The sequence below is a fragment of the Metallosphaera cuprina Ar-4 genome (assembly GCF_000204925.1).
GTDB lineage: Archaea > Thermoproteota > Thermoprotei_A > Sulfolobales > Sulfolobaceae > Metallosphaera > Metallosphaera cuprina.
On the sequence record NC_015435.1, the window covers coordinates 1,078,938 to 1,105,417 of the forward strand.

24 protein-coding genes are annotated in these 26,480 nt (G+C 45.3%); 15 read left to right on the plus strand and 9 right to left on the minus strand.

Features of this window, described 5'->3' with window-relative positions; genetic code table 11:
- Nucleotides 1-14: 14 nt before the first annotated feature.
- Genes sixA through MCUP_RS05630 form a run of 5 tightly spaced genes read left to right on the plus strand, consistent with a single transcriptional unit; the run spans nt 15 to nt 3,604 of the window.
- Nucleotides 15-485 (plus strand): phosphohistidine phosphatase SixA, encoded by a 471-nt coding sequence (sixA, locus tag MCUP_RS05610; protein ID WP_013737799.1) that lies wholly within the window; start codon nt 15-17, stop codon nt 483-485.
- A complete protein-coding gene (locus tag MCUP_RS05615; RefSeq protein WP_013737800.1) occupies nt 486-1,745 on the plus strand; it encodes a Ppx/GppA phosphatase family protein in 1,260 nt (419 codons plus the stop codon).
- Nucleotides 1,745-2,380: a dTMP kinase gene (gene tmk / locus MCUP_RS05620; RefSeq protein ID WP_013737801.1), complete on the plus strand. Its 636-nt coding sequence runs from the start codon at nt 1,745-1,747 to the stop codon at nt 2,378-2,380. The genes MCUP_RS05615 and tmk overlap by 1 nt, the downstream gene beginning before the upstream one ends.
- Nucleotides 2,377-2,997: a dTMP kinase gene (locus tag MCUP_RS05625; protein WP_048057527.1), complete on the plus strand. Its 621-nt coding sequence runs from the start codon at nt 2,377-2,379 to the stop codon at nt 2,995-2,997. The genes tmk and MCUP_RS05625 overlap by 4 nt, the downstream gene beginning before the upstream one ends.
- A complete protein-coding gene (locus MCUP_RS05630) occupies nt 2,957-3,604 on the plus strand; it encodes a CHAD domain-containing protein (protein WP_013737803.1) in 648 nt (215 codons plus the stop codon). Before MCUP_RS05625 ends, MCUP_RS05630 begins: the two co-directional genes overlap by 41 nt.
- A gap of 4 nt (nt 3,605-3,608) precedes the next feature.
- Here MCUP_RS05630 and proC read toward each other — a convergent pair whose 3' ends face one another.
- A complete protein-coding gene (proC, locus tag MCUP_RS05635) occupies nt 3,609-4,421 on the minus strand; it encodes a pyrroline-5-carboxylate reductase (protein ID WP_048057743.1) in 813 nt (270 codons plus the stop codon).
- 149 nt (nt 4,422-4,570) lie between these two features.
- Here proC and hjc point away from each other — a divergent pair, with 149 nt between their 5' ends.
- Nucleotides 4,571-4,987 (plus strand): Holliday junction resolvase Hjc, encoded by a 417-nt coding sequence (gene hjc / locus MCUP_RS05640; RefSeq protein WP_013737805.1) that lies wholly within the window; start codon nt 4,571-4,573, stop codon nt 4,985-4,987.
- Nucleotides 4,988-5,028: 41 nt separating this feature from the next.
- On the opposite strand, the gene MCUP_RS05645 is transcribed toward hjc, so the two are convergent.
- Together MCUP_RS05645 and MCUP_RS05650 are read right to left on the minus strand one after the other, a co-directional pair.
- Nucleotides 5,029-5,397: a CBS domain-containing protein gene (locus MCUP_RS05645; protein ID WP_013737806.1), complete on the minus strand. Its 369-nt coding sequence runs from the start codon at nt 5,395-5,397 to the stop codon at nt 5,029-5,031.
- 162 nt (nt 5,398-5,559) lie between these two features.
- Complete coding sequence (locus MCUP_RS05650) at nt 5,560-6,720, minus strand: MFS transporter (protein WP_083808573.1); 1,161 nt, start codon at nt 6,718-6,720, stop codon at nt 5,560-5,562.
- Between the two features lie 425 nt (nt 6,721-7,145).
- On the opposite strand from MCUP_RS05650, the gene MCUP_RS05655 reads away from it, so the two are divergent.
- Nucleotides 7,146-7,910, plus strand: a complete 765-nt coding sequence (locus MCUP_RS05655) for a nucleotide-binding protein (RefSeq protein WP_013737809.1) — start codon at nt 7,146-7,148, stop codon at nt 7,908-7,910.
- A gap of 364 nt (nt 7,911-8,274) precedes the next feature.
- Here the strand turns inward: MCUP_RS05655 and MCUP_RS05660 are convergent, their stop codons facing one another.
- Together MCUP_RS05660 and MCUP_RS05665 are read right to left on the minus strand one after the other, a co-directional pair.
- Nucleotides 8,275-9,270: an AIR synthase family protein gene (locus MCUP_RS05660; protein ID WP_013737811.1), complete on the minus strand. Its 996-nt coding sequence runs from the start codon at nt 9,268-9,270 to the stop codon at nt 8,275-8,277.
- Between the two features lie 46 nt (nt 9,271-9,316).
- On the minus strand, nt 9,317-9,847 hold the full coding sequence (locus MCUP_RS05665; RefSeq protein WP_013737812.1) for a hypothetical protein: 531 nt from the start codon (nt 9,845-9,847) through the stop codon (nt 9,317-9,319).
- 164 nt (nt 9,848-10,011) lie between these two features.
- Between MCUP_RS05665 and treZ the strand changes: the two genes are divergently transcribed.
- From treZ to malA, 4 genes are all read left to right on the plus strand, one after another.
- Nucleotides 10,012-11,694 carry a malto-oligosyltrehalose trehalohydrolase gene (treZ, locus tag MCUP_RS05670; protein WP_013737813.1) on the plus strand — a complete coding sequence of 561 codons (1,683 nt, stop codon included), beginning with the start codon at nt 10,012-10,014 and terminating at the stop codon, nt 11,692-11,694.
- A 31-nt stretch (nt 11,695-11,725) separates the two neighbouring features.
- The gene (gene glgX / locus MCUP_RS05675; protein ID WP_013737814.1) at nt 11,726-13,879 is read left to right on the plus strand and encodes a glycogen debranching protein GlgX; all 2,154 of its coding nucleotides are present in this window, start codon (nt 11,726-11,728) and stop codon (nt 13,877-13,879) included.
- The gene (locus MCUP_RS05680) at nt 13,876-16,017 is read left to right on the plus strand and encodes a malto-oligosyltrehalose synthase (RefSeq protein WP_013737815.1); all 2,142 of its coding nucleotides are present in this window, start codon (nt 13,876-13,878) and stop codon (nt 16,015-16,017) included. Before glgX ends, MCUP_RS05680 begins: the two co-directional genes overlap by 4 nt.
- A gap of 284 nt (nt 16,018-16,301) precedes the next feature.
- Nucleotides 16,302-18,299, plus strand: coding sequence for an alpha-glucosidase MalA (gene malA / locus MCUP_RS05685; protein ID WP_013737816.1), 1,998 nt, complete (start codon nt 16,302-16,304; stop codon nt 18,297-18,299).
- Between the two features lie 63 nt (nt 18,300-18,362).
- On the opposite strand, the gene MCUP_RS05690 is transcribed toward malA, so the two are convergent.
- Nucleotides 18,363-19,799 carry an MFS transporter gene (locus tag MCUP_RS05690; RefSeq protein WP_013737817.1) on the minus strand — a complete coding sequence of 479 codons (1,437 nt, stop codon included), beginning with the start codon at nt 19,797-19,799 and terminating at the stop codon, nt 18,363-18,365.
- Between the two features lie 142 nt (nt 19,800-19,941).
- On the opposite strand from MCUP_RS05690, the gene thiC reads away from it, so the two are divergent.
- Entirely contained in the window at nt 19,942-21,243 is a 1,302-nt protein-coding gene (gene thiC, locus MCUP_RS05695; protein WP_013737818.1) for a phosphomethylpyrimidine synthase ThiC, read from the plus strand.
- Here the strand turns inward: thiC and MCUP_RS05700 are convergent.
- Nucleotides 21,240-22,229 (minus strand): alcohol dehydrogenase catalytic domain-containing protein, encoded by a 990-nt coding sequence (locus MCUP_RS05700; protein ID WP_013737819.1) that lies wholly within the window; start codon nt 22,227-22,229, stop codon nt 21,240-21,242. The two genes, thiC and MCUP_RS05700, sit on opposite strands and share 4 nt — an antisense overlap.
- 148 nt (nt 22,230-22,377) lie before the next feature.
- Here MCUP_RS05700 and MCUP_RS05705 point away from each other — a divergent pair, with 148 nt between their 5' ends.
- Nucleotides 22,378-22,785 carry a hypothetical protein gene (locus tag MCUP_RS05705; RefSeq protein ID WP_013737820.1) on the plus strand — a complete coding sequence of 136 codons (408 nt, stop codon included), beginning with the start codon at nt 22,378-22,380 and terminating at the stop codon, nt 22,783-22,785.
- Nucleotides 22,786-22,858: 73 nt separating this feature from the next.
- Nucleotides 22,859-23,668 carry a cation diffusion facilitator family transporter gene (locus MCUP_RS05710; RefSeq protein ID WP_048057530.1) on the plus strand — a complete coding sequence of 270 codons (810 nt, stop codon included), beginning with the start codon at nt 22,859-22,861 and terminating at the stop codon, nt 23,666-23,668.
- Here MCUP_RS05710 and MCUP_RS05715 read toward each other — a convergent pair.
- Complete coding sequence (locus MCUP_RS05715) at nt 23,665-24,603, minus strand: DUF973 family protein (RefSeq protein WP_013737822.1); 939 nt, start codon at nt 24,601-24,603, stop codon at nt 23,665-23,667. The genes MCUP_RS05710 and MCUP_RS05715 overlap by 4 nt on opposite strands.
- A 344-nt stretch (nt 24,604-24,947) precedes the next feature.
- On the opposite strand from MCUP_RS05715, the gene MCUP_RS05720 reads away from it, so the two are divergent.
- Entirely contained in the window at nt 24,948-25,328 is a 381-nt protein-coding gene (locus tag MCUP_RS05720) for a hypothetical protein (protein ID WP_013737823.1), read from the plus strand.
- Between the two features lie 3 nt (nt 25,329-25,331).
- On the opposite strand, the gene MCUP_RS05725 is transcribed toward MCUP_RS05720, so the two are convergent.
- Nucleotides 25,332-26,423, minus strand: coding sequence for a radical SAM protein (locus MCUP_RS05725; RefSeq protein WP_013737824.1), 1,092 nt, complete (start codon nt 26,421-26,423; stop codon nt 25,332-25,334).
- Nucleotides 26,424-26,480: the final 57 nt, after the last annotated feature.

Sequence of the window (26,480 nt, forward strand, 5' to 3'; positions counted from 1 at the left end):
TTCTAGACAATCGCATGACAACTTTAATAATTGTAAGACACGGGGAGAGCGAACCTCAAAACGAGGGTACGTCAGATAAGGACAGGCAGTTAGTTAAGAAAGGAGTTAAACAAATGAAGAGGATCGCGGAGTTCCTGGAAGAGATGGATTACGAACCGACACAAGCGTTCACGAGCCCTCTCATTAGGGCCGTTCAATCTGCAGAGGTGATACTAGATGAGATGGGGTTGAAACTTAAGGCTGAGACGCTGAACGATTTACTTCCTGATGAGGATCCTTCCCCACTCGCTGAAAAGTTGAAAATGATGCAAGGGACTGTTCTCATTGTTGGTCACGAACCTCAACTCTCAAAATTGATAAAATCCTTAACGTCTGGAGAGGTGGAGCTAAAGAGAGGTGGGTTAGCAATCGTGGAAATTGACCAAGTTGAGGGCTCTTCGAAGTTGGAGATGCTGATAACACAAAAGGCTCTGAAGCTGATTTAAATGGAGGTCTCCGTTATAGACCTAGGTTACAACTCAATCAGGTTATCGTTGTTCCAGAGGTCAAGTAACGGAAACTTCAGAAGCGTCGGAAGCATGAAGGACTTCACAAGGTTAGGAGACGGGGTGGATGAGGGAGGGGAGATTAAGGAGGGGAGAGTTAATGAAGCGGAGAGGGTCCTATCAACGTTTAGGAAGGTCCTGGAAAAGAGAGGCGTTAGTGAAGTTTTCCCTCTGGGAACGAGCGCCTTCAGGCTAGCTAGGAACGGCGAGGAAGTCGCAAAGAGGCTCTCCAAATCCCTGGGATGGGACGTTATCATAGTCTCAGGGGAAGAGGAGGGAAGGTTATCAGCTCTAGCTTCTATAAACTCCGTCCCTATCACGGACGGAGTCATCTTCGAGTTGGGTGGAGGCTCGCTTGAGGTAACTTACGTTAGCGGAAGGGAGATAGGAAAGATATATAACTTCCCTTTAGGTGCCCTGAGGCTGATCAAGATAATGAAGACTGAAGACAGGATAAGGAAAGAGATCAGGAGTTACCTTTACTCCCTTCCGAGCTGGTTACCTCCCTCACTTATAGGATCTGGGGGCAACTTGAGGGCCATTGCTAAGTTCTTAATGAAAGTGAACAAGGTGAAGTTCAAGCACGTCCACGGTTATCAGGTGAGCTCGGCTACAATTAAATCGCTGGCCAGAACTCTGTGGTCTATGAGAGATGAGGAGATATCTAGGTTACCTGGAATAGGCGAGCAGAGATCAGTTACGGTAAAGGCTGCGATCTTGGTCATAGAGGAGCTGATTAACCTTTACGACGTGCCGTACCTAACTGTGTCCGAGTTGGGAATGCGAGAGGGTAAGTTGATGAAGGGGGAGGAACTCTCCGTCCCTAAAATGAGAGGTAAATGGCTCGACTCGTTCTCTGAGTTTTCAGGAGTTCAACCTCCTGAGTCAATTAGGTTTGAGGTGGAAAAGTTAACCGGCTCCGACCTTGCTGCAGACGCTGGCTTCTTAGCTCACGTATTTATGGAAAGCGGTTGGAGCGATCCCTTCAACGCGTGTTATCAATACGTTATCCAGTCCCTATTCCCCGGTTTTCTTCAGAGGGAACTAGGTTACTTAGCTCTCATTTGTAAGGGTGCTACTGAGAAGGTGAAAAAGAAGGACCTGCAGAGGCTAGGGATTGAGGGGAGAACCGATAAAATAAATCAGCTCTCTAGGGTTATGAAGAAGGTTGTGAAGAGCTATCCGTTAGGTGTGTACTGATGAGAGGGCACATCATAGCTATGGAGGGAATAGACGGGTCGGGTAAGTCCAGTCAAGCTAAGCTGCTGAAGGATTGGTTAGAGAACAAAGTTGACACCTACTTGACTGAGTGGAACTCAAGCGATTGGATTCATGAGGTGATCAAGGAGGCGAAGAAGAAGAACTTGCTGACTCCACTAACCTTTAGCCTAATCCACGCGACGGATTTCGCTGACAGGTATGAGAGATTGATCCTACCTATGTACAGGATAGGGTTCACGGTAGTCTCAGACAGGTACTTCTACACAGCCTTCGCCAGGGATTCGGTCCGAGGTGTTAATATAAATTGGGTGAGACAGCTCTACTCTTACGCCATGAAACCTGACGTGACCTTCTTCATTAGGGTCACCCCTGAAGTTGCCTTAGCTAGGCTCAGGGAAAACAAGAGGGGTATAAAACCGCAGGAGGCTGGAAGTGACGTATTTCCAGATCTCGATCCAGAGGAGGGCTTTCTAAAGTATCAAGGGTTGGTCCTCGAGATGTACGATAAGATGGCGAGCGAGGAGGGCTTCGTCATAATTGATGGAAACAAGTCCCCTAGGGAGATCCAAATCGAGATTAGAAGAAAGGTAGGTGAGATAATTTGGAAGGAATGATAATAGCCTTGGAGGGGGCGGAGGGGTCAGGTAGGACCTTTCACGTCAATTCGCTCAAGTCCTTCCTAGAGGAGGAGGGATACGGCGTGATCACCTTTGGTTTAGGGTTGTCAAAGCTTATGGGAGAACCTATAGCCAGGAAAAAGAGGGACATAGTTTTCCAGAGGAGAACCCTCTTCTTAGCCTACGTCACGGACTTAGCAGATCAGGTGGAGAACGTAGTGAAACCCTCTTTAAAGGCAGGTTTCGTAGCCATAGCTGATGGATACGTTTCGACCTTGATGGCTTGGGGGATGACCAGGGGATTGGAGCCGTCCTGGATGAAAGAGGTGTTGAACGCGTTACCTAAGTCCAACCTCAGCCTAGGCCTCGTCTCCTCACCTGATGAGATAATGAGGAGGATTTTGAGGAAGAAGGGAACTTTAGATCCATTCAGTTCTGGGATAGACGTCTGCATAAACGGTGAGCTTTTCTCTTCATATAGGCAATACCTAGAGAACTTTCAAACTAACTTGATCGAAGTGATGAAGGACGGAACGATCGTAGATACGGGAAGAAGCTTCGAGGTGGTTAAAGATGAGATCGCTAAGATCGTTGGGGGAAGACTTGAGACCTGAAGATTACGCGAACGAGCATCTACGCTCCTTCAAGGGGGAGTTTAAATTCGATGAGAGATCGGTTCATGACGCTAGAGTTGATTTGAGGAAGTATTACGTTATAGTTGAGGTGACCTACCCGCTTCACAGGAGATATGAGCTAATTAGCCTGGGGAAGAGAATCTTAAGGAGGTTAGGGGTGGTTAGAGACTACGACGTCCACGGATGTCCCAAAATAGAAAGGGACTCAATGCTTGGGTACGTAAGCTCAAAGGCTGATAACCTAGGCGAATTGCCTAAACTCTACGGCTCTAGGTTCGTCGTCATGGAAAACTTGGTTGGAGCGTACAAGTCTCTTGCGTCCCTCAACGACTTCCATTCTGTTAGGAAGGCCTTAAGGAGGGCGAGAGTAATGGCCGACAGTTTGGGCTTTGATACCTCAACCTTAAAGGAGATAGTAACGAAGATGGGCGATGAGAGGGATAGAATTGGAAAGGAGATATGCGAAGGGAGAACGCCTAGGTTTGAGTTAAACCTCAGTCAAGTTAAAACAGAAGGGGTGAACGCGTTAAGGGAAATTTTACTGTCAGATCATGAATTCAAACACGTAAGGAGACTAATCAGCTAGTTAGTCAGCTCCCGTGATCCTCCGTTATCTCCTTCCTTATCTTTTCGTCAATAACCTTGCCCAACTCTGAGGCTCTCCTCGTTGAGCTCTCTATAGTTTCGATAAGCGCAGCCTTAACTCCCCTCTCCTCGATAACCTTTAAACCCCTTATTGTTGTCCCCGCTGGGGTAGTTACGTTATCCCTCACTTCTATTGGATGCCCTTTGTGATGCCTGAGATTCTCAGCTGTCCCCCTTAGCATGTCTAACACCGCACTATAGGCTATCTCTCTAGGCATTCCAGAGGCGACCGCCCCAAGAACTAAACCGTCCACGATCTCGGAAACGAAAGCGGGTCCGCTCCCGATCAGGGCCGTCCACACGTCCATTAGGTCCTCGGTTACCCAGTAGTTCGTTCCTAGGTTCTTGAACAAGGTGTCGACCACATCCCTCCCCTCTTCACCTCCCGTTAAGGCTGTAGTTGACATGTTGACCCTTGCGTTGACGTTGGGCATGGCTCTGAAGAGGTTAGCGTCTTTTATCACCTTGGCTAAGGTTTCGATCCTTACTCCGGCCATAACTGACACCACAGTTTTACCCTTCCATAACTCACTCGGGATTTGCCTTATCAGGTCTGAGAAGTGTTGAGGCTTGACGCTTATCACGACCAGCTCAGCGCACTTCACTGCCTTAAGGTTATCAGACGTCGGTTCGGCCCCAACGGATCTTACCCTTTCCAAGGTCCTCTCCGATCTTCCCGTACCTATAACTTGAAAACCCATAGATACGCTAGATCTGATTATTAGCGAACCTATGGTTCCAGCCCCTAAAACTGCCATCTTCACCGAACCCACCAATCTGTATATGTCAAGCTCTCCTTATACGCGTTAGCTTTGATCTACGAGAGGGTGTCACGAGTTCAAGTCTTTTAAACCCTGATGTGATGAGGTTCATCGCTTTTTATCCTTCCCAAGCTAAGTTTACTCTCATGAACAAGGACGTAGGCAGAAACGCTGAGAGAGAGTTGGTGTCCATTTTCAGAAAGAACGGCTATAACGCTGTGAGGATCCCAACTTCTAACTCCTCTCCTAATCCCTTACCTGACGTTTTTGCGACTAAGGGTAACGTACTAATAGCCGTTGAGGTCAAAAGCACCTGGAACAACAAGGTGAAGGTCAGTTCCCTTCAGGTGGAGAAGTTACTTAACTTTCTTGCCATGTTCCCAATGAGAGGTTTTTCAATAATTGCGGTGAAGTTCAAGGGGGAGAGAGAGTGGAGATACGTTACGGTTGATAAGGCCGAAGAAGTTGTCGTGACAGTCCTCAATAGCAGATCTCTTGAGGAGATCCTAGATGTCTCCAAGTTCTCTAACAAAAGCGAAGGCTCTCTAGTTTCTGAGATCTGAAACGTCAGGTAGAGTTGTAAACGGATGCCTTTCCATCAAATTCAAGACAACTCCGCCCTCTTTTGTATAGAATACAACAAGTCTGACAAAGTGAGCGCGCCTAAGATTTTATTCCTTTTAGTTAGAACGAGACAATCCAGCTTATTCTTAAGTAGCAGCGACAGCAAGTATAAACTGTCTTCATCACCGGTAACGGTAATGACATTTTCATTAATAAATTGGCTAACCGGTTCTTCGGGTCGCTCGATCTTTTCAAGTCTCTCCTTAGACACTGTACCCAAAACTTTCCCATCGCTCACTATTGCGATACTAATAGAGTTCTCAGTCATCGTCTTAAGCAAGTCTGAAACCTTAGTGTCAGGTCCCGTAATTAAGACCTTGCTAACCTTGAGGTTATTTATTAGTTTCATAATGATATACCGTCGTTGAGTACTAAAGCTATTTCGCTCTTTTTCTCCATTAAAACTAAACTTGGTTGTAAAGCACAACGAGTTGGTTATTTAAATATCATTTTATTAAATTGATGATAGAAAAGCTTATATAGAATAACATGACAGATTCATATTCTAAACTCATGTTTCTTTATCCTTTTGAACGTTATAAGCATTTCTTACTAGTTTTTGTAAAGCTAGGAGAGCGACCAAACCTAAGACGCAACCTACGTTAACTCCTATGATGGAAGCGAGGAAACTCTTCGTGAGGAAGAGGATAGAACCTACAAATGTAGGAACTATCATCGTCCCTAACTGTGATATCGAGTTAGCGTAACCTATTGACGTGGCGGCGCTAGAGCTCCCTGCTATCTTCATTATGAGAGAATCGGTGGGCGGCCTATAGGCGAAAGAGAAGACTCCTAAAAGCGCCGCATCAACTAACGCTATGTTCTCAGGCAAAAAGGTTAACGTAAGACTAAAGATTATGAAGGCGAGCAAACTTATTAAAATAACTTTCATGTCATTAAGTTTGTTCACGGCTTTCTCCACGCTGATAATGCCTATGAGCTGACCCAATCCGAAAAGTCCTAAGAATATCGTAGATACGTACGTTGGGAACCCTCTGTAAATCACGAGCAGATAGAATATCCAGGTCGTTGTACCCCAAGTGGCCCAGAGCTCTCCAAACCTAAGTAAGGTGGCCAGAAATATCTCCCTTTTAAATAAAACGCTAACGGACCTCCTCATTTTACTTGGTGATGTGACAACATTGGAGGTTAAAGTGGTCAGTGCGAACGAGAGGAACGTAACTGACATGACCAGGAAGAAGAACCTCCAGAAGTTGATAAGGAGCCCAGTGAAGAGACTTATTGACATTATTGTAATGGGTGAAGCGCTCTCTAGGAGAGCGACGTAAAAGGTAAGCCTTGGGCCACCATGAAGAACTGAAACTATCTTCATAGCTGAAGGGAATATCGATGACGCAACTATACCTTCAATTAGGTACGTAATGAGTAAGGTTACGTAACTCGTGAAGAAGAAAAGGAAGAGGTTTAATCCAGCCAAAAACACGGACGAGACGAACATCGTCCTGATCGGGCCGAACCTATCTATGATTAACCCCCACGGAACGGAAGATATAACGTAACCTATGTAGAAAAAGGTAGCCACTAAACCCATCTGAACAGGGTTGAGGCCCAGCAGTTTAGATATAGGGTAGACTAACACTCCCCAGCTGAGCCTAATCGTTAGCTGAAGGTAGGTTCCGATCCATCCTACAAAATCTCCCCTCACGCTGATCAGGTTAAATCAATTAATAAAAAGTTTAATCATCAACCGATTAACCTAAATCATCAGCTGGATCTTTCTAGATTGAGTTGACGTGATGTCCCTTAATGGAAAGGGTGTCGCGCAAATCGAGCTCTCTACTTTCAACCAGCCTTACGTCATTTCGGTTGGTCCGACTACCTTTCGTTTTATAGTTAATTCCCTCGATTAAAACCTGTTTCGCGCGTGATGTGCTTCAGCAACGTTCTTTGTTATCTTTTTGACGTCGCTTCATAACATTGACATAATTATTCATTTTATCGAGATAATAATACTGAGCACATAAATATCTTGGATCCGAGAGATTCCCAGACTATCGCATTTAGATCTCTTTATCCCATAAACTCATTAGATTAACTTAAACAAACCCTTTTAAACTAGGATATTATGCGTTATCAATGCGCATTTCGATAAGGAGCTCTAAAGGTGGTGTTGGGAAGTCTACAATAGCTATATCTCTCTCTAAGTTTCTAGCTGAGCAAGGGAACGACGTGTTACTCGTCGACAGAGACGTAATAGGTTATTCATCCTATTTGGCAGGTATCACGTCACCTGGTTTAGTTAAGGCCGTATTTGAGGGACAGGACGCCCACTCTATCAAGGAGATAAAGGTGGGTAAGGGGTCCATTACGGTTCTGAAGTACTTCGGAGATGGGCCAGAGTACGTACCTAACCTTGCTAAGATTCACGCGAATCGCGAACTAATAAGTTATTACTCGAAGGTCTACAGGGAATTAATAACTAGTAAGCCTTTCTCCTTTTTCGTAATTGACAATCCGCCTCTCATAAGGGACTCCGACGAGATTTATCTATTTGAGCACAACGAGTTCAACTACGTTTACCCAAGAGTTAAACACAGCTACATCTTCGTATCAGACGGAATAGATGAGAACATAAAAAGTAACTTAGAGTACATGAGTCAGTTAAACGTTAAGGTGGATCAGAGACTAGCGTTCATTATAAACATGGTTAGACCAGATGAGTTACAAAAATATCAAAACATTGTTACAAATATTATAAACAACCTAAATGTACGCATCGGAGGAGTAATACCTTTCGTTGAGAACATCTTTCAGTTCTCTGGAGAACTTAAGGATTTCCCGCTTCCTAAGCAGATGAGGGAACTCTACGTTAAGCTTGTCGGGATTACCTTAGAGATGTAGGTCATCTCAAAATCTAGATAGGCAGCAGAAGGCGTTCCTTACTGTCGGTGGTCAAATTACTCTGAGATCAAGAGCGCGATCCGCTCCTCTCTGAACACATTAGGCTAAATACGTCTCGGCGAGTTCTCCCCTTCCACTCTTTAACGCCTCTGAACTCCAAGTCAACTGATAAGGGATCGTACAAGCCGTTAGCTAGCCTTCTTTAAAGAGAGGTGGAGAAGCACGATGAGGAGCGAAATTAAGTAGGGAGCTCCAGGACACTGTGTCCCTCCTTTAGAACGGACGATGAGCTCTGGACTCCTTCCTTTTAGGGGATGTCGCTTGAAGCCAAAGAGTCAAACGCGTTCAAACACAGGCCCTGAACTTACCTCTTAGCGAGTTCGAAGAAAGCCCTCCAGAAGGGATCCTCTACAGGCTTCTCTATCCTCTTGTTACCTAGGAGGACTCCCTCTCCCTCCTCTACAACACCGACGACCTCTGCCTCTATACCGTTCCTTTCTAACTCAGACTTAACTTCCTGCTTATCTGTCAAGATTATCATAGTACCCTCACTTATCGAAGTGAAGGGATCTATCCCTACAAGCTTAGTTACCTCATTAACTGCAGGGTTTATGAATAGCCTATCCTCAAATAATCTCAACCTCTTCCCAGTAACCTCAGCCACTTCAACAAGAGCGTTCCAGAGACCTCCTTCAGTTGCGTCATGCATCATGTGAACACCTATTTGACTAGCTATTAGGCCGTCCTTCCAACATGACATCTTCCAATAGATCTCCAACGCTTGTTTGAAGAGCTCTGGACTCATTCTAGTCTTGAAGAAGTCCGGATAGAGGTTAACTAGCAGACCTGTAGCCTCAATGGCGGGTCCCTTCGTAACTATAACTAGATCGCCCGGTTTCACCTTTTCTGGACTGCCCAAGCTATCCTTCGATCCAATCCCCATCATTGTGAAACCTCCTAGCATAGGGTAGTCAACTCCCTCATATCTCCCAGTATGTCCCCCAACCACCATCACGTTTATCTCAAGTAGAGCCTCGTGAATTCCTCTCCACATTTCCTTAAATTCCTCGTCCGTCATTGAAGGAGGGAGATTCAGGTCTAGCAGAGCGTACCTAGGGGGGATGCCAGAGGTGATAACGTCACTTGCCAATATGTGTACAGCGAACCACGACGCCTTCCTCATTCCGAATTGAGGAACGATGAAGACCGGATCAGTCTTCACCACAAGGACTTTATCGCCCAGGTCTATCGCACCTGTGTCTACGCCAGTCTGCGGAGGTATGATCACCTCCTCATGTCTTTTCCCAAGTTGAGGGTAGATGACCTCATCGAAAACTTTCCTGTTTATCTTTCCTAGCATAGGAATCCTCTAGTTAAGTGAGCTTTAAGCTTTGGACAATTACCTTTCACGTGGGGAGAGGCAGGAACGAGACTGCTAAAACCATGAGTAAAACCGTAGCGCTCAACAGAACCATCCCTATGAGAGAGTACATTCTGAGTTTAGCTTCTACAACTCTTATTTCGTCAAGGGAACTGGGGTTGGTCGACTTGTAAAGCTTGAAAAGCCTCTCGAAAAGAGTGGCGATCCTAACTCCCACTAAGAACCCCACTAATCCAATAATTGCCCCGGAGAGAACGCTTGCACCCCAAGGTGTGGAGAACAGTACGGTGTAAACTAGAGAGGTTCCTCCGAGTTGATAGTACCCTATCATGTAGTGTAGAAACTCACCGGCACCGAAAACCATAGTTAGCAAGCCTACAGCCTCAGCGAAACTTAGCACAGGAGGAAAGATCTCTTTGAATAGCTCATAGAGGGTTGAGCTCGATAGCTTGGCCAATCTGGGGGCGAAAACGGCACCGAATATCATGATGGCCCCGAAGTAGATCAGCGCGGAGAAGCCGTGAACGACGTTAAGTAATATTGAAATGGGAACCAACTCATCTCACCATCCAGCCTCACGAACTAACATGAAATTAAAATACATAGTTTATATTTAAAGTTTGTTTTAAACGAATAAGATCTTTATAATTAAACTTTTCTATAATTGGTAGTTTTGTGAACATAGATAAGGAAAAATATAACTAAATTAGAAACTAAAATATGTTCGGACCCATTCAAGAGGATGGAAAGGTGAGGTTCAGACTATGGGCACCTTACTGCAATGAGGTCAAATTGAGGTTAAACGGCTCAACTTACGCAATGGCGAAGGACGAAAGAGGTTATCACGAAGTCGAACTCAACGCGAAAGAGGGAGACAATTATACGTTCTTAACCGATCTGGGGGAGGTTCCAGATCCAGCATCTAGGTATCAACCCGGAGGAGTTCATGAGAGATCTCAGTTAACGTCGAGGGAGTTCCCATGGGAGGATGAAGGATTTAAGCCCTCTAAGAACAACCTGATCATCTACGAGCTTCACGTAGGGACCTTCTCCAAGGAGGGGACGTTTAATGGCGTGATAAGTAAACTAGATTACCTATCCGACTTAGGTGTCACGGCCCTTGAGCTCATGCCGGTTGCACAATTCCCTGGAAACAGGGGATGGGGATACGATGGGGTCTACCTTTACGCGGTACAAAACTCCTATGGAGGTCCGCAAGGACTTAAGAGGCTGGTTAACGAAGCGCATAAGAGAGGCCTCTCAGTTATACTCGACGTGGTTTACAATCACGTCGGTCCAGAGGGGAATTACATGATCAAACTGGGTCCCTACTTCTCAGAGAAATACAAGACCCCATGGGGTCTAACCTTCAATTACGATGATAGAGGGAGCGACGAGGTCAGGAGGTTCGTGCTCGAGAACGTAAAGTATTGGATTGACGAGTTCCACATAGACGGGTTTAGGCTTGACGCCGTTCACGCAATATTCGATTCTTCCCCTAAACACATCCTGGAGGAGATCGCTGAAGTGGCCCACTCTCGCGGAAGGTTCGTTATAGCGGAGAGCGATTTGAACGATCCAAGGATAGTGAACGATAAGGAGAGATGCGGTTACGGAATAGATTCTCAATGGGTGGATGACTTTCATCACTCGGTCCACGCTTACCTGACAGGGGAGAGAGATGGTTTTTACATGGACTTCGGGGAACTCAGGGACATATCCAAGGCTTTGACTGACACCTTCGTATACGATGGGAGGTACTCCAAGTTTAGAGGTAAAACCCACGGAAGACCTATAAATTTGCCTGGTGGAAGCTTCGTCATTTACATTCAAGATCACGATATGGTAGGCAACAGAGGAGGAGGGGAGAGACTCATATCGTTAATCGATAAGGACGCGTACATGATAGCTGCCGCTCTGTATCTGCTCTCTCCTTTCATACCCATGATATTTATGGGCGAAGAATACGGGGAGAGGAATCCCTTCCTATACTTTTCAGACTTCTCCGATCCTAAACTGATTGAAGGGGTGAGGGAGGGAAGAAAAAGAGAGAACGGTCAGGTTAGAGACCCTCAATCTGAGGAAACTTTTTTGAGCTCAAAATTGAGTTTTGAGGTTGACCAAGAGATACTTGATACTTACAAGAGGCTGATAGAGATAAGGAAGAGGTTCTTAGATCATGAGAGAGACTTGAAAGTGGTTGTTGGAGAGGATTGGATGATCTTAATAAAGAAACGACTGCTCATGATGTTCGCGTTTAAAAACTCTGAAATCGCTGTGGATCAGCGGGGAGACCTGCTTTTGTCTTCGAACCCATCCTTCCCTCCTAAACTGGTAAGTGGTAGATACAGATTATCGAAAGGCTTCGGCGTATATTTGACTTCAAGGGGATCTAACGCGTAAAGGATTTTATGCTCGGAGATTATAATCCTCTATGTTCTTGAGGACCAGGGACATACCTCTGAGGCCTGGGGAACCCTCTCCTTTAGGTGCTACCTGGATGGAGGAAGAGGACGGAGTAAACTTCTCCTTGTTCTCCGAAAACGCCGAGAGGGTACAACTTGTTCTCTTCTCTCCAAACCAAGACAAACCTAAGGAGGTGATTGAGGTCAAAAACAAGATTGGAGACGTCTGGCACGTCTTCGTTCCAGGTTTAAGGCCTGGTCAGCTCTACGGCTACAGGGTTCACGGACCCTACAAGCCTGAACAGGGGTATAGGTTCAACGCGAACAAGCTACTTATAGATCCTTACGCTAAGGCGATAGACGGTGACGTTGTGTGGGACGATTCTCTCTTCGGTTATAAGATCGGAGATCCTGGGGAGGACATGTCTTTCGATGAGAGGGATTCTGCCAAGTTCGTTCCTAAGAGCGTGGTGATCGACCCTTACTTTGATTGGGACGACGAGTCTTGGATGAGATCTAGAAGGAAAAACGTTCAGTTAAAGGACGCAATCATCTATGAGGCTCACGTAAGGGGAATGACCAAGCTGAAAGGGGACGTCAGTGATAACGTCAGAGGTACGTTCAGTGGGTTATCATCCCAGACAACAATCAATTATCTTAAGGACTTAGGCGTTACCACGCTCGAGCTGATGCCAGTACATCACTTTGTGGACCAGAGATTCTTAATTGAAAAGGGTTTGAAGAACTATTGGGGTTACGATCCTATCAACTACTTCTCCCCCGCTTGTAGATACTCTAGTAGAGGTTGTAAGGGTGAACAAGTTGTCGAGTTCAAGGAGATGATTAACGAACTGCACAACGCCGGGATAGAGGTGATAATTGACGTAGTTTACAACCACACAGGTGAGGGAAATCACTTGGGGCCTACCCTTAGTTTCAAAGGGGTTGACAACCTAGCGTATTACACTCTTCAGCCAGACAACAAGAGATTTTACTTAGACTTCACCGGGACAGGAAACACGTTAAACCTCAGTCATCCCAGGGTTATACAAATGGTTTTAGATAGCTTAAGATATTGGGTTCAAGAGATGCACGTTGACGGTTTCAGGTTTGACCTAGCTGCAGCCTTGGCCAGGGAGCTCTACAACGTCAACATGCTAAACACGTTCTTCATAGCCATACAACAGGATCCCGTACTCTCCCAGGTTAAGCTGATTGCCGAGCCTTGGGATGTGGGTCCAGGAGGATACCAGGTGGGTAACTTCCCTTATATGTGGGCTGAGTGGAACGGAAAATATAGAGACGCGATAAGGAGATTCTGGCGAGGTGAGGCACTACCCTACTCCGAGATCGCTGACAGGCTTCTAGGGTCTCCTGATCTTTACTTAGGTAATAACAAGACGCCTTTCGCTAGCATAAACTACATCACCTCTCACGATGGGTTCACACTAGAGGATCTAGTGAGTTATAACCAAAAGCACAACGAGGCGAACGGTCTTAATAACCAGGACGGAATGAACGAGAACTACAGCTGGAACTGCGGAAATGAAGGACCCACGGGGGACCCTAACGTCCTGAACTGTAGGGAGAGGCAGAAGAGGAACTTTGCAATCACGCTTTTCACGAGTCAGGGAACCCCTATGATTTTAGGAGGAGACGAACTGAGTAGGACTCAAAGGGGTAACAACAACGCCTTCAATCAAGACAATGAGATAAGCTGGTATGATTGGAACCTAGACGATAGGAGGAGAGCTTTCCTAGAGTTTTTGACTAAGCTCATCAAGTTCTACAAAGCCCATCCCGTGTTCAGGAGGAGTAGGTACTTTCAAGGGAGGAAGCTACGAGGTCAACCTTTGAAGGACGTTACGTTCTTAAACGTTGAAGGAAAGGAGGTAGAACAGAGCGCTTGGAACTCCCCAACCAATACCGTGATATTCATTCTAGAGGGAAGCGCTATTGATGAAATAAACAAGTACGGTGAGAGAATAGCAGACGACACTTTCCTTGTGGTCCTCAACGCAAATCCAAATCCTGTAAAGTTCAAACCTCCGCCCGGTAAATGGGAGATGGTGTTCTCCTCACTGACTAGGGAACCCAGGCAAGAGGAGAGAACGCTGGAAGGAGGAAAGGAGGTTGAGTTAGAGGGTAGGCTTTCCCTAGTTTTCAGGAGGATAGAGTTTTGATAGCGACTTATAGGCTTCAATTGAACAAGGACTTCAATTTCGATAACGCCGTTTCAACACTTGATTACTTGAAAGACTTGGGAATATCTCACATTTACTTATCCCCTGTCCTGAGGGCTAGACCTTCGAGCTCTCACGGTTACGACGTAATAGACCACTCACAAATAAATGAGGAGCTAGGAGGTGAATCCGGTTATCTCAGATTGATATCAGAGGCTAGGAAGAGGTCGCTCGGGATAATACAAGACATCGTTCCGAATCATATGGCGGTTCATAGTCAGAATCAAAGGTTAATGGACCTGTTAGAGAAGTGGAGAGAGAGCAAATACTACGATTACTTCGACCACTACGATGACGATAAGCTCATCCTTCCGTTACTAGAGGACAGTTTGGACAAGGTTATAGATGAGGGGAAAATCAGAGTTGAAGGGAAGAGGATAGTTTATCAGGATTTAAGTTTACCAATAAACCAGAAGGGGTTAGAATATCTTAATCAAAGGCGGAGTTTATCAAGGGATGAGTTAAAGACTTTACTCTCACTACAACATTACGATTTGAGACCCTGGAGGGAGAGCCCTAACTATAGGAGGTTCTTCGCCGTTAACGACTTGATAGCTATAAGAGTGGAGTTGGAGCACGTCTTTAAGGAGTCTCACGATTACATAACGTCTTTTCCAGTTGACGGCTTTAGGGTAGATCACATAGACGGTCTTTACGACCCTGAGGACTACCTAAAGAGGTTAGCCAAAAAAGGTAAGCTAATCTACGTTGAGAAGATACTAGGGATCCACGAGAGGGTCAGAGAGAGCTGGCCTGTTGTCGGAACAACTGGTTACGACTTCTTGAACTGGGTAAACATGATCCTCGTAGACAACGTAGAGGAGATGATGAAGATCTACGAGGAGTTCTTAGGAAAGAAGGTTAACCTAGAAGAAACAATTGTTGAATCTAAGAGGCTGATAGCGAACACGCTGTTCAAGAGCGACATTGAGAGGCTGTCCAAGATCCTTAACGTGGATTACGAGTACCTCGTCGACTTCCTGGTTTGTCTCAAGGTATACAGGAGCTACTCCCCTGAGGATAAGGAAATAGCTGAATGCGACAAGGAAGGTAAGATAGATAGAGACAAGGTCCCGAGGTTACAACAATATATGCCTGCAATATTCGCAAAGGGATATGAGGACACCGCATTGTTCAGATACAACGCTCTGATATCCTTAAATGAGGTTGGGAGTGACCTAACTAAAATGAAGGCAAGCGTTGACGAACTTCACGCTTTCAACTCCTCTAGATTGAACACGCTGTCGATGAACGCCACCTCAACTCACGATACCAAGTTCAGTGAGGACGTGAGGGCCAGAATATCGGTCCTCTCTGAAATCCCTAAGTTATGGAGGGAGAAGGTCTTCTATTGGCACGATCTCCTAAAGCCTAGAGTTGACAGAAACGACGAATATAGACTCTATCAAACCCTCGTAGGGAGTTACGAGAACTCCAAGGAATATCAAACTAGGTTAAAAGAACACATGATAAAGGTAGTTAGAGAGGCTAAAGTCAACACGACCTGGGAGAACCCTAACAGGGAGTATGAGGAAGAACTACTATCCCTTGTGGATGAGGTCACTACTAACCGAGCGTTCCTAAACGATTTCTTTGAGCTCGAGAACGTGGTGCTCCCACTAGGTTATAAGAAGTCTTTAATCACCTTAGCGATTAAGGTGCTCAGTCCTGGAGTTCCTGACTTTTATCAAGGAACAGAAACGTGGAGGTTCCTCTTAACCGATCCGAACAATAGAAGACCTGTAGATTTCAAGAAATTGAAGGAGTTAATGAAACAGCTCAAGGAGTTACCTGAGCCTGATCTACAGGACGAAAGGGTCAAGCTTTGGTTCACAAAGAGGTTGCTAGCCTTAAGAGGTCAAACTAACGTTTCGGATTACAGGCCGGTGAAGCACGGATTTAGAGTCGGTAACGTGATAGTGCTCTTCCGTCCTAGAGTTAGTGAGAGGTCGTCAGAGACCGTAAACCTGGATGGATATTACATTAACGTGTTAACCGGGGAAAAGCTGAGAGCAGTTGACTTGAGCTCCACCGAAAGGTATGGGGTAGTTGTACTAGTGAGTCTTCAGCGTTTCTAAGCTAGTCGTCTGAAAGGTTGACCCGCTAAACAAGGAGTTAGAGCTCTTCTGTTCAATTCAACCCTCGCTTGTGGAAACTCGTTGATTCTTGGATCCCTCGTCTCAACTGCTAGTCATCCCTAATAACGTTTCAACTCAGAATCAACTTCTCGTGACACGTAATCTCGTGATCGATAGGAATTTAGCGATCGAGATTTCAAAGGAACTGCCCTTTTTATTAACCGGGGGGTTAAAAACAGACGAAGTTAGCAAAAGTTCATTTAAGCTTAGCTACACTTTTAGCTATGATAACCGTCCTTGAGCAGAGCGGGACTTACAAAGTTAAAATTAACGAACCCGTTACGCCTGTAGATTTCGACTTTAACGGTTTGCCTAGTTCAAAGAAGGTGGAAGATCTAGGAATCTCTATCCAAGAGGATGAAGAGATTAACGTCGTAAAGAAGTTGGGACTGAGGGATCACGTTATAGGTCTAGGAGAGAAGGCCTTTGAGTTGGATAGAAGGAGAAGGAAGTTCGTAATGTATAACGTGGACGCCGGAGCCTTCAACAAGTATTCAGATCCGCTGTACGTAAACATACCCTTTATTATAATTGCAAATCAAGAAAGCGCTAGAGGATATTTCTTTAATTCGGCTTCAAAGTTAATATTTGATATTGGTCAAGGAAACTATGACGAAATTAGGATAACGATCCCAGAGGATGGCGCCGAGATCTTCGTGTTTGAGGGACCTAAGATTGAGAGCGTACTAGAGAGGTACTCTAAACTAACGGGTTTACCTTATCTTCCACCGTCTTGGGCGTTCGGGTACATGATCTCGAGGTTCTCCTATTATCCTCAAGAGAGAATAGTTGAGTTGATAGATTCCTTGAATCGAGAGGGGTTTCCGGTATCAGCCGTGTTCTTAGACATAGACTTTATGGACGCGTTTAAACTCTTCACTTGGCATCCTGAAAGGTTCAGGGATCCAGACAAGTTCATAAAAGAAGTTCACTCCAGAGGGGCAAAGATAATAACTATTGTAGACCACAGCGTTAGGGTAGATCAGAGTTACTCGGTGTTCAGATCGGGCTTGGGGCTTTACTGTGAGACCGATAGAGGAGATCTCTTCGTTGGGAAGCTGTGGCCAGGTAACTGCGTTTACCCCGACTTCTTCATGGCGGAAACTAGAGAGTGGTGGGCTAACTTAATCAAGGAGTGGATCTCTTCAGGTGTGGACGGTATATGGCTTGACATGAACGAGCCCACGGATTTCACCAAACTGTTTCAAGTTCGGGAGGTAATCAAACCTCCTCTCTCATTTAAAGAGAACCCTGAGCTTTACGTCTTCCCAGGAGGGGTTATGCATAAGCTTAGAGGTAAGGTTGTCAGACACGAAAGGGTTAGGAACGCTTATCCGTTGTATGAGGCCATGGCGACCTATCAAGGGATGAAAGGAGCTGGGAAGGAACCTTTCATTTTGAGCAGATCGGGTTATGCGGGCATTCAAAGGTACGCAGGGATATGGACTGGCGATAACACGTCCTCCTGGGATCAGCTCAAACTTCAGCTTCAGCTCGTTTTAGGGCTCTCTATATCAGGTGTGCCTTACGTTGGGATGGACATCGGAGGCTTTCAAGGTAGAGAGTTCCCTGAAATAGATAACTCACCTGAACTCCTCGTTAGACACTTTCAAATAGCGATGTTCTTTCCTTTGTTTAGGACGCACAAAAACAAAGACGGAATCGACACGGAGCCCATTTACCTACCCTCGCTGTATAAGGAGAAAGTAAGGAGCGTCTTTAAAGTGAGACATAGGTTCTTACCTTACTTGTACTCCTTGGCAAAGGAATCTCATGCTACAGGTCATCCTATTTTAAGACCCCTCTTTTATGAGTTTCAAGACGATGAGGACTCCTATAGGATAGATGACGAGTACATGATTGGTAAGTTCCTATTGTACGCCCCTCTCGTAACTAAGGAGGAAAGTAGAACCGCTTACTTACCGAGGGAGAAGTGGGTGGATTTCTGGACGGGTGAGGAACTGAGCGGATGGGTGAGAACCGAGGACGAGCTTCCCATATACGTAAGGGAAGGTTCTATAATACCTCTCTCTAACAGTGACCTTTTAGTGTGTGGTAGACCTCATATACCTTTCGACGGGATATCGATTGAGGACGATGAGCTAAAGTTTGAAACGCCTAGATACCTGAACTCGTTGATGATCAATGGAAAGAGCGGATGGATTACGATAAGTGTGGGGAAGGAAGTTAAGAGCGTCAACTTAGAAACCTTAGGGCAGTGATCTTACGTCAACTGTGAAGCCTAAGAGAAGCTCTGCGAACGAAGGGCGTAAAGAGGGAAAAAATTACTTCGCTTCGGTTAACACAGCCTTCTTCTGTTCCCTAGCCTGGAACCTATAGTTCCTCACAGTCATGGCGATTACTAAGTTAAGCACCGCCATCACGATTCCAACTGTGAAGATAAGGTCGAAAGCAGTTGAGCTAGGTAGAATCTCTACCATGTAAGTGCCGTCAAAAGGTAGGACGAAGGCCCCCTGATAACTTGACATTATCGAGGTAGTTATCACTGGACCTACAGCACTTCCTATGTTCCTTATCAGCGTGTTCATTCCTATCCCGACTCCTCTATCCTCTTGAGGAAGGGATACAGAGATCATATTCACTATGGGTATCATTAGGCAGAGTAGTCCTACCATTCCCACCATAGAGTCAATTGTTACGTCTGAAGGTGTAGATCTGTTAACTATTAACATGTAAAATCCGAGCATCATCACTAAGGAGCCGATAGCTAGGATAGGCTTTGGTCCTATCTTGTTGATAAGCCTACCTAACAACGGGCCTATTATGAACATAACTAAGGTGGAGGGGGCAAGAGTTAGACCGGCAGAGATCACGTCTAGATCTAAGCCAAATGGATGCGGAAGCTGTGTATAATATATTATCCCATAGAACAACGCTAAGATCATGATACCCGACACCAGCCCAGCTATGTTTGCCGCTAACACGTTCCTTATCTTCAATAACCTAAGCTCTATAACCGGACTCTTAGCTCTTGGTTCGTACCACCCGAACGCCCCTAGGAACGCTATCCCTGGTATCAGTAGGGATAGTGACTGAAGGGAGAACCAGCCCCAACTGGACTCCTGAGTCAAGTAGATTAGGATAAGCGTCACTCCTGCGGTAAGTGTGGAGAACCCAACGTAGTCTATTGTAGCCTTTTTCCTGACGCCCGTATGAGGCACCATCTTTACCGCTAGGAAGAACAGCAACAGAGATATGACGAACGCTATGTGAAACGCGTATTGCCAGCCCAGATCTTGGTCGATAAACGCTCCTACTACTAGACCTAAGGCAGTACCTATTCCCATAGTTCCGCTAATTATACCCTGAGCCGTAGCGATCATCTCTGGGGGCAACACGTCAGTAATTATGGCCAAACTCAATGGGAACACCGCGAAGCCCAACCCCTGTAACGCTCTCGCAGCTATTAAGAAGTATATGTTGGGAGAAAACCCTGCCATAACTACAGCAACAGTGTAAAAGCCCATCGAAAGTAAGAACATCCTCCTTTTACCGTAAATGTCTCCTAGTTTTCCAAAAATCGGAGATACAACCGCTCCAACAATAGTGAAGGCTGAGGTGACCCACGCCACTAAAGTCTCCGTAGTGCTGAAGTCCTGCTGGATCTTCGGTACAGCTGGGACGACCATCGTTTCAACGTAGTTCACTAGGAGGGAAACAGATAGGAGTATTAGTAAAGTCTCCTGAGCTTTCTTGTCCATAGTATATCGAAAGAGCTAGCATATTAATAGTTTTCGATATATCTTTTTTTCACAAGTCTCAAGTGCCTGAACGAGTCGTTCTAGAATAATTCTATCCGGTTAAAGGAAAACGCTTATAATCAGGTTCATAATCAACTTATATATGACACAAATCCAGAGCGCAAAGAACGGGAACGTAACGGAAGAGATGAGGAAAGTTGCGGACGCGGAGGGAGTATCGCCCGAAAAAATTAGGAACGGGGTAGCCTCCGGAAGGATTGTCATCTTAAAGAACGTTAACAGGGAACTAATGAGACTGACCGCTTTGGGGGAAGGGTTGTTCACTAAGGTCAACGTTAACCTGGGGGCCTCAACGGATCATTACAATGAGGAGGAAGAGATGAGGAAAGTCCAGATCGCCAACGAGTATGGGGCGGACTCAATCATGGACCTAACAGATGGGGGAGACATAGACGGGATGAGAAGGAAGGTCTTGAGGAAAGCTGAGATGCCGGTGGGTACGGTCCCAATCTATCAAGTTTACTACGAAATGGTTTCCAAGAGGAAATATGTAGTGAACTTCACTGAGGATGACATATTTAACGTAATTAGGACTCAGTTAAAGGACGGCGTGGACTTCATTACAGTGCACACAGGGATAACACTAGAGTTGGCCAAGAGACTGAACGAAAGAAAGAGGGTAGCTGGAGTGGTGAGCAGAGGAGGGACAGTGATGGCTGCGTGGTCTCTATACAACGAGAAGGAGAACCCACTTTACTCAGAGTTCGACTATCTTCTGGAGATAGCTAAGGAGTTTGATATCACGCTTAGCTTAGGTGACGCTCTCAGACCAGGAGGCATACCTGACGCTCACGATGAGTTTCAAATAGCTGAGCTCATCAATAACGCGAGGTTGGCAAGGAAGGCGAACGAGGCGGGAGTTCAGGTCATGATTGAGGGACCAGGTCACATGCCCTTAGATCAAATAGAGATGGACGTTAAACTTGAAAAGGAACTAACCAACGGTAAACCTTATTATGTGCTTGGGATACTCCCCACTGACGTGGCTGCCGGATACGACCACATCGCCGGCGCTATAGGAGGTGCCCTGGCGGCCTCTAAAGGTGCTGACATGCTATGTTATCTAACCCCTTCAGAACACTTATCCTTACCTAACCCTGAACAAGTTAAGGAAGGGTTGATCGCATTCAAGATCGCAGCTCACGTGGGGGACATAGTTAAGCTAGGGGATAGAGCAAGGAAAGTGGATGAGGAGATGAGTTCCGCTCGATCATCTTTAAATTGGAGTAAAATGTTCTCGCTTACGTTAGACAAGGAAAGGGCCATCAAGATCTACACCCAGTATAAGGAGAGGCCCATGGGTTCATGCACCATGTGTGGTGACCTCTGCGTTTACTTAGTTCTACCGAGAGTTACAAAAATTAAGGAGAGAGGAAAAAGCTAGCTTATCTTTAACATGACTCTGCCGTCTCTTCCTTGTGAGTTGAGGGCCTTGAGAGCCTCAACGGATTCCTCTAGAGAATACTCCTTGTAAACCTTCACCTTACAATCGGAGCAAAGGCCTGCCAGTTCCATCAGTTCAGCCCTACTTCCACCCGTAGTACCAACGATCTCGGCGTGAGATGAGTATATCCTTGAAAGGTCTACTTTCACCTCATTACCTGTTAGAGTGCCGAAGAGAGCCAACTTACCTTTCGTTCCTAACACGCTAAGAGACGCGTCCCAGGCTCCCGCTCCCATAGAGTTTATTACAACGTCAGCCATCCTTCCGTTGCTGACCTTCTCAACTACTTGCCTAACGTTTGAGATCTCAGCGAGTTCGTCCGCCCCGTACTCCCTCAACCAACCCTTCCTTGAGACCGCTACGACCTTAGCGCCCATCCTCTTAGCTAACTGAACTGCGAACATCCCTGTGTTTCCTGAGGCTCCAAACACAACCACTACCTTTCCCAGCCCTACTCCAGTCTCCTTGAGCGCATGATAGGAGGTCAAAGCCGCAACCGGCAAACTTGCCGCTAACCTAGGGTCTAGATTAACCTTGACTAAATTCTTCTCAGGAACAACAAACTTCTCTGCCCATCCTCCTTGAGTTATTAAACTCATTATCCCACCGTTCCTACAAAGCATCTCTTCCCCTCTTATACACATATCGCAGGTGCCGTCGAAGACTCTATTGTAAACTATAACCTTGTCACCTGGCTTGAAGTTCTTTACGTGATCTCCTACCTTCTCAACCTCGCCGTACACCTCAGCTCCTGGTATGTGAGGAACTGGTTTAACTGGGATCCCAACTACAACGAAGTAGTCAATTGGGTTGACCCCAGACTCTATAACCCTTAGGACCACCTCATGGGGTCCTGGTTCTGGATCCTTAACTTCTGATACCTTCAGGTTTTCTAAACCCGATTTCTCGAAGAGAACTGCTTTCATAGATAAAGCAAATATAAAAGGTAATTTAAATCTTTCGTGAGATAATTGAGAGCTTTAACTTTTAAATAACAAATTAAAGAAATTTGAAGTCAAGAGTTAACTTTGCCCAAAGATAAAGTAATAAGGGAATCCGTCCATCAACTAAACCATGAAAATCAAGGTAGTACTTTTAGGAGTGTTATTCATTGTCGTTATAGCTACTTTGATGGCGTTCTTCATATCCAAGTCATCCCCTAACGTTCAAAACGTTGACACTAAAATTCAGAACTTAAACGTCACCGTAGTGCCGGGGATATACCTTTACAACGATAGGGTTTACCTAGTTTACTTTAGGCCGTTCCAGGAGGTCACAATATATGGAAAGAGCTACTCACCCGCTAATCAGACAATTCCTAACGGAGTTTTCATTTTGGAGAATAATACAGTATTTAAATTCGGATCAAACGTTGTCGTAAGCGTGGTGATAGATAACGTTGTTCAAAACGTAACCTTACCAGTCTTTTACGGCCCGGTTGGGATCCCCCCAGGTGGTTATTTGAAATTGACGAGCTATTAAGAAACATAATTTGCATAATGCAGTAAGGGTTGTCCTAAAGAAAGTTTTTATCATATGCAACAAACTAGAAAGTATGAGAGGCTTACTGGGGTTCTGGAGCATCACCGCCTTCTTGCTCATTATGTCCGTCCTAGGTAAGAGTGCTACACTCACTTCTGAGGCCATTCATTCTATCCTTGATGCTCTCGTTGTAACTCTCACCCTAAGGGCTTCTAACCTTTTAGATAGGAGAGATAATCTGTACACCTATAGCATGCACAGGTTGGAAGCAATATACTCTGTGTTGAACATAATAGTAGTAATCATTGGAATAGCTGTAGGCGTTATCATATCCTTAGTTTTCCTTATTTTAGGGTTATCAGATAACCCGTTGATATTAACAATATCATCTTTTGTGGCTTTCATATTCGCGTTGATCTCCTCTACAGAAAGAGGGGATGCGCTCAAGGAGGCAGTCAGCCTTCACGCGATCTTGGACTCCTTAACTTACTTAGCCGGTTTCGTCATCGGTATCTTAATATCGCTCTCAGGGATCAAAGTTTTAGACCCTATAGGTTCCTTTGTGGTGTTGGCCTTTGTCCTTATTACAAGTTTGCCCAACATCAAAGAGAGCTACTATACGTTAATGGAGAGGTCTCCGATTGACGTAAGGGAAGTACAGTCCAGCTTGAGCCCGTTCTTCGCTACGGTTCATCACATACACGTTTGGAGCATATGTCCCCATGAGAGAGTAGCAACGTTACACATATTGGAGAACTCGAACACCACCATAGGTGAGATAGAGGAGAAGAGAAAGGAAGTGGAGAGAATACTGAAGGACAAGTTCTCAATAACCCACGTTACGGTGCAATTCGAGACTAAGAGAGAGGAGAACACCAACTAATAAATTAGATAGACTTTAACTTCCTCCCCATTCTCCAAAGTCAACTCTAAAGTGTAACTTCCTTTCTGAAGCTCGAGGGGACCGAAGTCCGTTACAATGCGGTTCTCCCCTTGGTTCAACTCTATAACCTTAGAGTTTTCAATCACGTTATCCTTTACCTTAAGCTTTAATTTAGTTATTTTAATTGCCCTCACAGAGAAGAGACTGAACTGGGCGATCCCCTCAGGGGAGAGCGAACCTAAACCTACCTGGTACGCTAATACAGGCGGAAGACTAGACCCAACTTTTCTCATTGAACTCGAAAAGCCTACATAGAGCAGAACGAAAGCCGCTAGGTTGACTATTGGAATTATCTGAAGTATGGACCCAAGCTTCAACGATCCCTCCTCGTATCTAGAACCTAGCTTAAACTCCTGGATTACTATTAGGACGAGTCCCACAATCCCGAGTATTCCCCCTATTAAAATCAGAACAAAGTAGGAGGCAATTAAAGGTAAGAGTGAGCTCAGAGCCGAACTAGAGAGCCTCACTGCATCCGAGTTGGTTGCCTGGATCTGCTTTAAGATAGGGAGCACCTTAGGAATCAAATAGAACTCAAGGAAAGGATAGATTACTATGAAGTCGATTATGCTGGCTATCAAAAGCATTTTAGATCCAGTATATCCTTCCTTCGCGATGTTAAGACGCCTCAAGATCCTGAAACCGCGCCAACTCAGAAAAACTTGAGCTATTACAATGATGGCTGATACGGCTACTAAAGCGAAGACGTATGGGCTTGATAAGAACGTTAGACCTGAAAGTTGTGTTGAAATTGTAAAAATTCCAGTATATAAAAATATTATGAGCTCAATAATATCAATAACGGAGTACACTATGCCGATGAGAGCGGAAAGCTTCAGCGTGTTCAAAGCCTTGATCTCTTCTGATGGTTCCATCGAGAAGATTCCCCTTATCCAGTTAAAAAGGTCTTTGTAGCTTTTAGCCGGACTGTAAACCTAGTTGCGATCTCTATCAGGTCTCATTGTTCAAGTTTAGGAAACCCTTTTAACATGAGGGCTCCGTCGAGAACTTTACGTTGGGCAAGCGCAAACTGCATTCCTAACTCAACTTTGACACAGCGATAGAGCGCGAAGGAGTTGAAGTAAGTTGAATCTCAGGACTTGCACGTTAGGGAAGGAGAGGCGCTTACGTGTGAGGGATTCAAACCCTAGATTTGAACTGTTTTAAGAGGTATTTTAATCATAATAATATATATAAGTGATTAGGGTAAACCTAATACATGGCAAAGATCTTCACGCTTAAGGAACTTGTAGATAAAGAGTTAAATTGCAAGAAAGTTCCACCTGGTTTTTTCTGCGTTAAGGCCGGAAGTAAAACAATCATAGGAAGAGATAACGTAGGCGTGATCATAGTCAAGATAGATGAGAGCGCAGTAGCTATGAAGTACGTTGACGACGACGCCGAAACCTATCAAATTATTAAATACGATGAGGACGTAGTCATCATTTCGGATGGTACTCTATCTCCTTCCTTAGGAGGGTTCCTAGCCTCACTTAAGGAGGCTTTAGCAATGTTGGAGAAAGGTGAAACGGAGAACGCTAAGTTGATCCTATCGAAGTTGCTTTCGTCATATAACTTTCAACTGTCCTCTAAGCTTTGAAGTTTAAGGAGAAAGCATCTTAAATATGGATGCGAGGAGGAAGTCCCTCAATGTACCCATCTTGTTGAGCCTCCTCAGGTGCTCCCCTTTAGTCTCCACAGCCTTCCTCAGAACGTAATCCATTACATAGGAGAAGGGGAACTTAACGTATTTTTTGTCGTGAATCCAAGCAGCGTATAGCACCTCGTAATATCTCTCCGTCTGAGGGAGTGGTATTACTATGTCGTCATAATTTAGGAACTCGTGAGTGACCTCCTCAGGTACGTAAATTACAGGATAAATGAAGCTCTTATTGAGGACCTTCACGACCTCTGCGTCCAAGGAGTAAACGCAGGAACCAGCTATCGAGTTCAAAACCGGAGTGAGGAAATTTTCACGGCTTAAATGTAGCCCTTCCTTCACCTTACTCCAGTTAAACTGAAGCGCTGTGATGGCGTTAACGTTGGAGAACGTGACCTTACCGTACTTGCTAGCTGTGAGAAGAACTTCTTCAACCTCCTCTTCACTACCGTAGCTAGCTATGTCCTGTGTTATAAGGTTCACCTTTCCGTGGGCTCGGCCCTGAACTTCCATTTCGGCTAACACTACGTCCTCGCTCACCTTCCTTTCTCCTCTACTTATTTCGACCTCTGCCATGGAGGAAGGTCCCAAGATAGGAACGAAATGTTCTGCCTTCCTCCCTTGAACAACTCCGTTCTTGACAAGCGTTTCATTAAAGCTCTCCTCAGCCTCCCCTATCAGGAGGGAGTCTATCCAGCCCTCCTCAGTTAACTGCCACGCTCCCGGACCTCCAACGATAACTCTAAAGCCTCTCTCCTCTTTCATCTTGATTACGGATTGCCTAAACTTCTTAAAGGAGGCAACATAAGGAGGATCTCTCTTTAATATCCTCGATATGGCCGTGCCTATTTCCGACTTACCTAAAGGATCGTTAACGTAGATCCCCAGTACGTCAATCCTCTCCTTCCAGAGCCTCTCAGGAGGGACTATCTTCCCCTTAGATATAGCCTCAACTTTCCTTAGACCGTATGGAGGATATTTAGACCTCCTCCACCATGAGTGAAATGTGACAGGATCAGCTGATAAAATCATCATTTAATAGTTTATGATCCAATTTATATCTTCACCAGGCTACTTAAGTTATGACAATGA

Excerpts from the sequence above, each read along its gene's own strand:
- sixA (WP_013737799.1), top strand. The coding sequence starts at position 15 with ATGACAACTTTAATAATTGTAAGACACGGGGAGAGCGAACCTCAAAAC.
- MCUP_RS05615 (WP_013737800.1), top strand. The coding sequence starts at position 486 with ATGGAGGTCTCCGTTATAGACCTAGGTTACAACTCAATCAGGTTATCG.
- tmk (WP_013737801.1), top strand. The coding sequence starts at position 1,745 with ATGAGAGGGCACATCATAGCTATGGAGGGAATAGACGGGTCGGGTAAG.
- MCUP_RS05625 (WP_048057527.1), top strand. The coding sequence starts at position 2,377 with ATGATAATAGCCTTGGAGGGGGCGGAGGGGTCAGGTAGGACCTTTCAC.
- MCUP_RS05630 (WP_013737803.1), top strand. The coding sequence starts at position 2,957 with ATGAGATCGCTAAGATCGTTGGGGGAAGACTTGAGACCTGAAGATTAC.
- proC (WP_048057743.1), bottom strand. The coding sequence starts at position 4,421 with ATGGCAGTTTTAGGGGCTGGAACCATAGGTTCGCTAATAATCAGATCT.
- hjc (WP_013737805.1), top strand. The coding sequence starts at position 4,571 with ATGAACAAGGACGTAGGCAGAAACGCTGAGAGAGAGTTGGTGTCCATT.
- MCUP_RS05645 (WP_013737806.1), bottom strand. The coding sequence starts at position 5,397 with ATGAAACTAATAAATAACCTCAAGGTTAGCAAGGTCTTAATTACGGGA.
- MCUP_RS05655 (WP_013737809.1), top strand. The coding sequence starts at position 7,146 with ATGCGCATTTCGATAAGGAGCTCTAAAGGTGGTGTTGGGAAGTCTACA.
- MCUP_RS05660 (WP_013737811.1), bottom strand. The coding sequence starts at position 9,270 with ATGCTAGGAAAGATAAACAGGAAAGTTTTCGATGAGGTCATCTACCCT.
- treZ (WP_013737813.1), top strand. The coding sequence starts at position 10,012 with ATGTTCGGACCCATTCAAGAGGATGGAAAGGTGAGGTTCAGACTATGG.
- glgX (WP_013737814.1), top strand. The coding sequence starts at position 11,726 with ATGTTCTTGAGGACCAGGGACATACCTCTGAGGCCTGGGGAACCCTCT.
- malA (WP_013737816.1), top strand. The coding sequence starts at position 16,302 with ATGATAACCGTCCTTGAGCAGAGCGGGACTTACAAAGTTAAAATTAAC.
- MCUP_RS05690 (WP_013737817.1), bottom strand. The coding sequence starts at position 19,799 with ATGGACAAGAAAGCTCAGGAGACTTTACTAATACTCCTATCTGTTTCC.
- thiC (WP_013737818.1), top strand. The coding sequence starts at position 19,942 with ATGACACAAATCCAGAGCGCAAAGAACGGGAACGTAACGGAAGAGATG.
- MCUP_RS05700 (WP_013737819.1), bottom strand. The coding sequence starts at position 22,229 with ATGAAAGCAGTTCTCTTCGAGAAATCGGGTTTAGAAAACCTGAAGGTA.
- MCUP_RS05705 (WP_013737820.1), top strand. The coding sequence starts at position 22,378 with ATGAAAATCAAGGTAGTACTTTTAGGAGTGTTATTCATTGTCGTTATA.
- MCUP_RS05710 (WP_048057530.1), top strand. The coding sequence starts at position 22,859 with ATGAGAGGCTTACTGGGGTTCTGGAGCATCACCGCCTTCTTGCTCATT.
- MCUP_RS05715 (WP_013737822.1), bottom strand. The coding sequence starts at position 24,603 with ATGGAACCATCAGAAGAGATCAAGGCTTTGAACACGCTGAAGCTTTCC.
- MCUP_RS05720 (WP_013737823.1), top strand. The coding sequence starts at position 24,948 with ATGGCAAAGATCTTCACGCTTAAGGAACTTGTAGATAAAGAGTTAAAT.
- MCUP_RS05725 (WP_013737824.1), bottom strand. The coding sequence starts at position 26,423 with ATGATGATTTTATCAGCTGATCCTGTCACATTTCACTCATGGTGGAGG.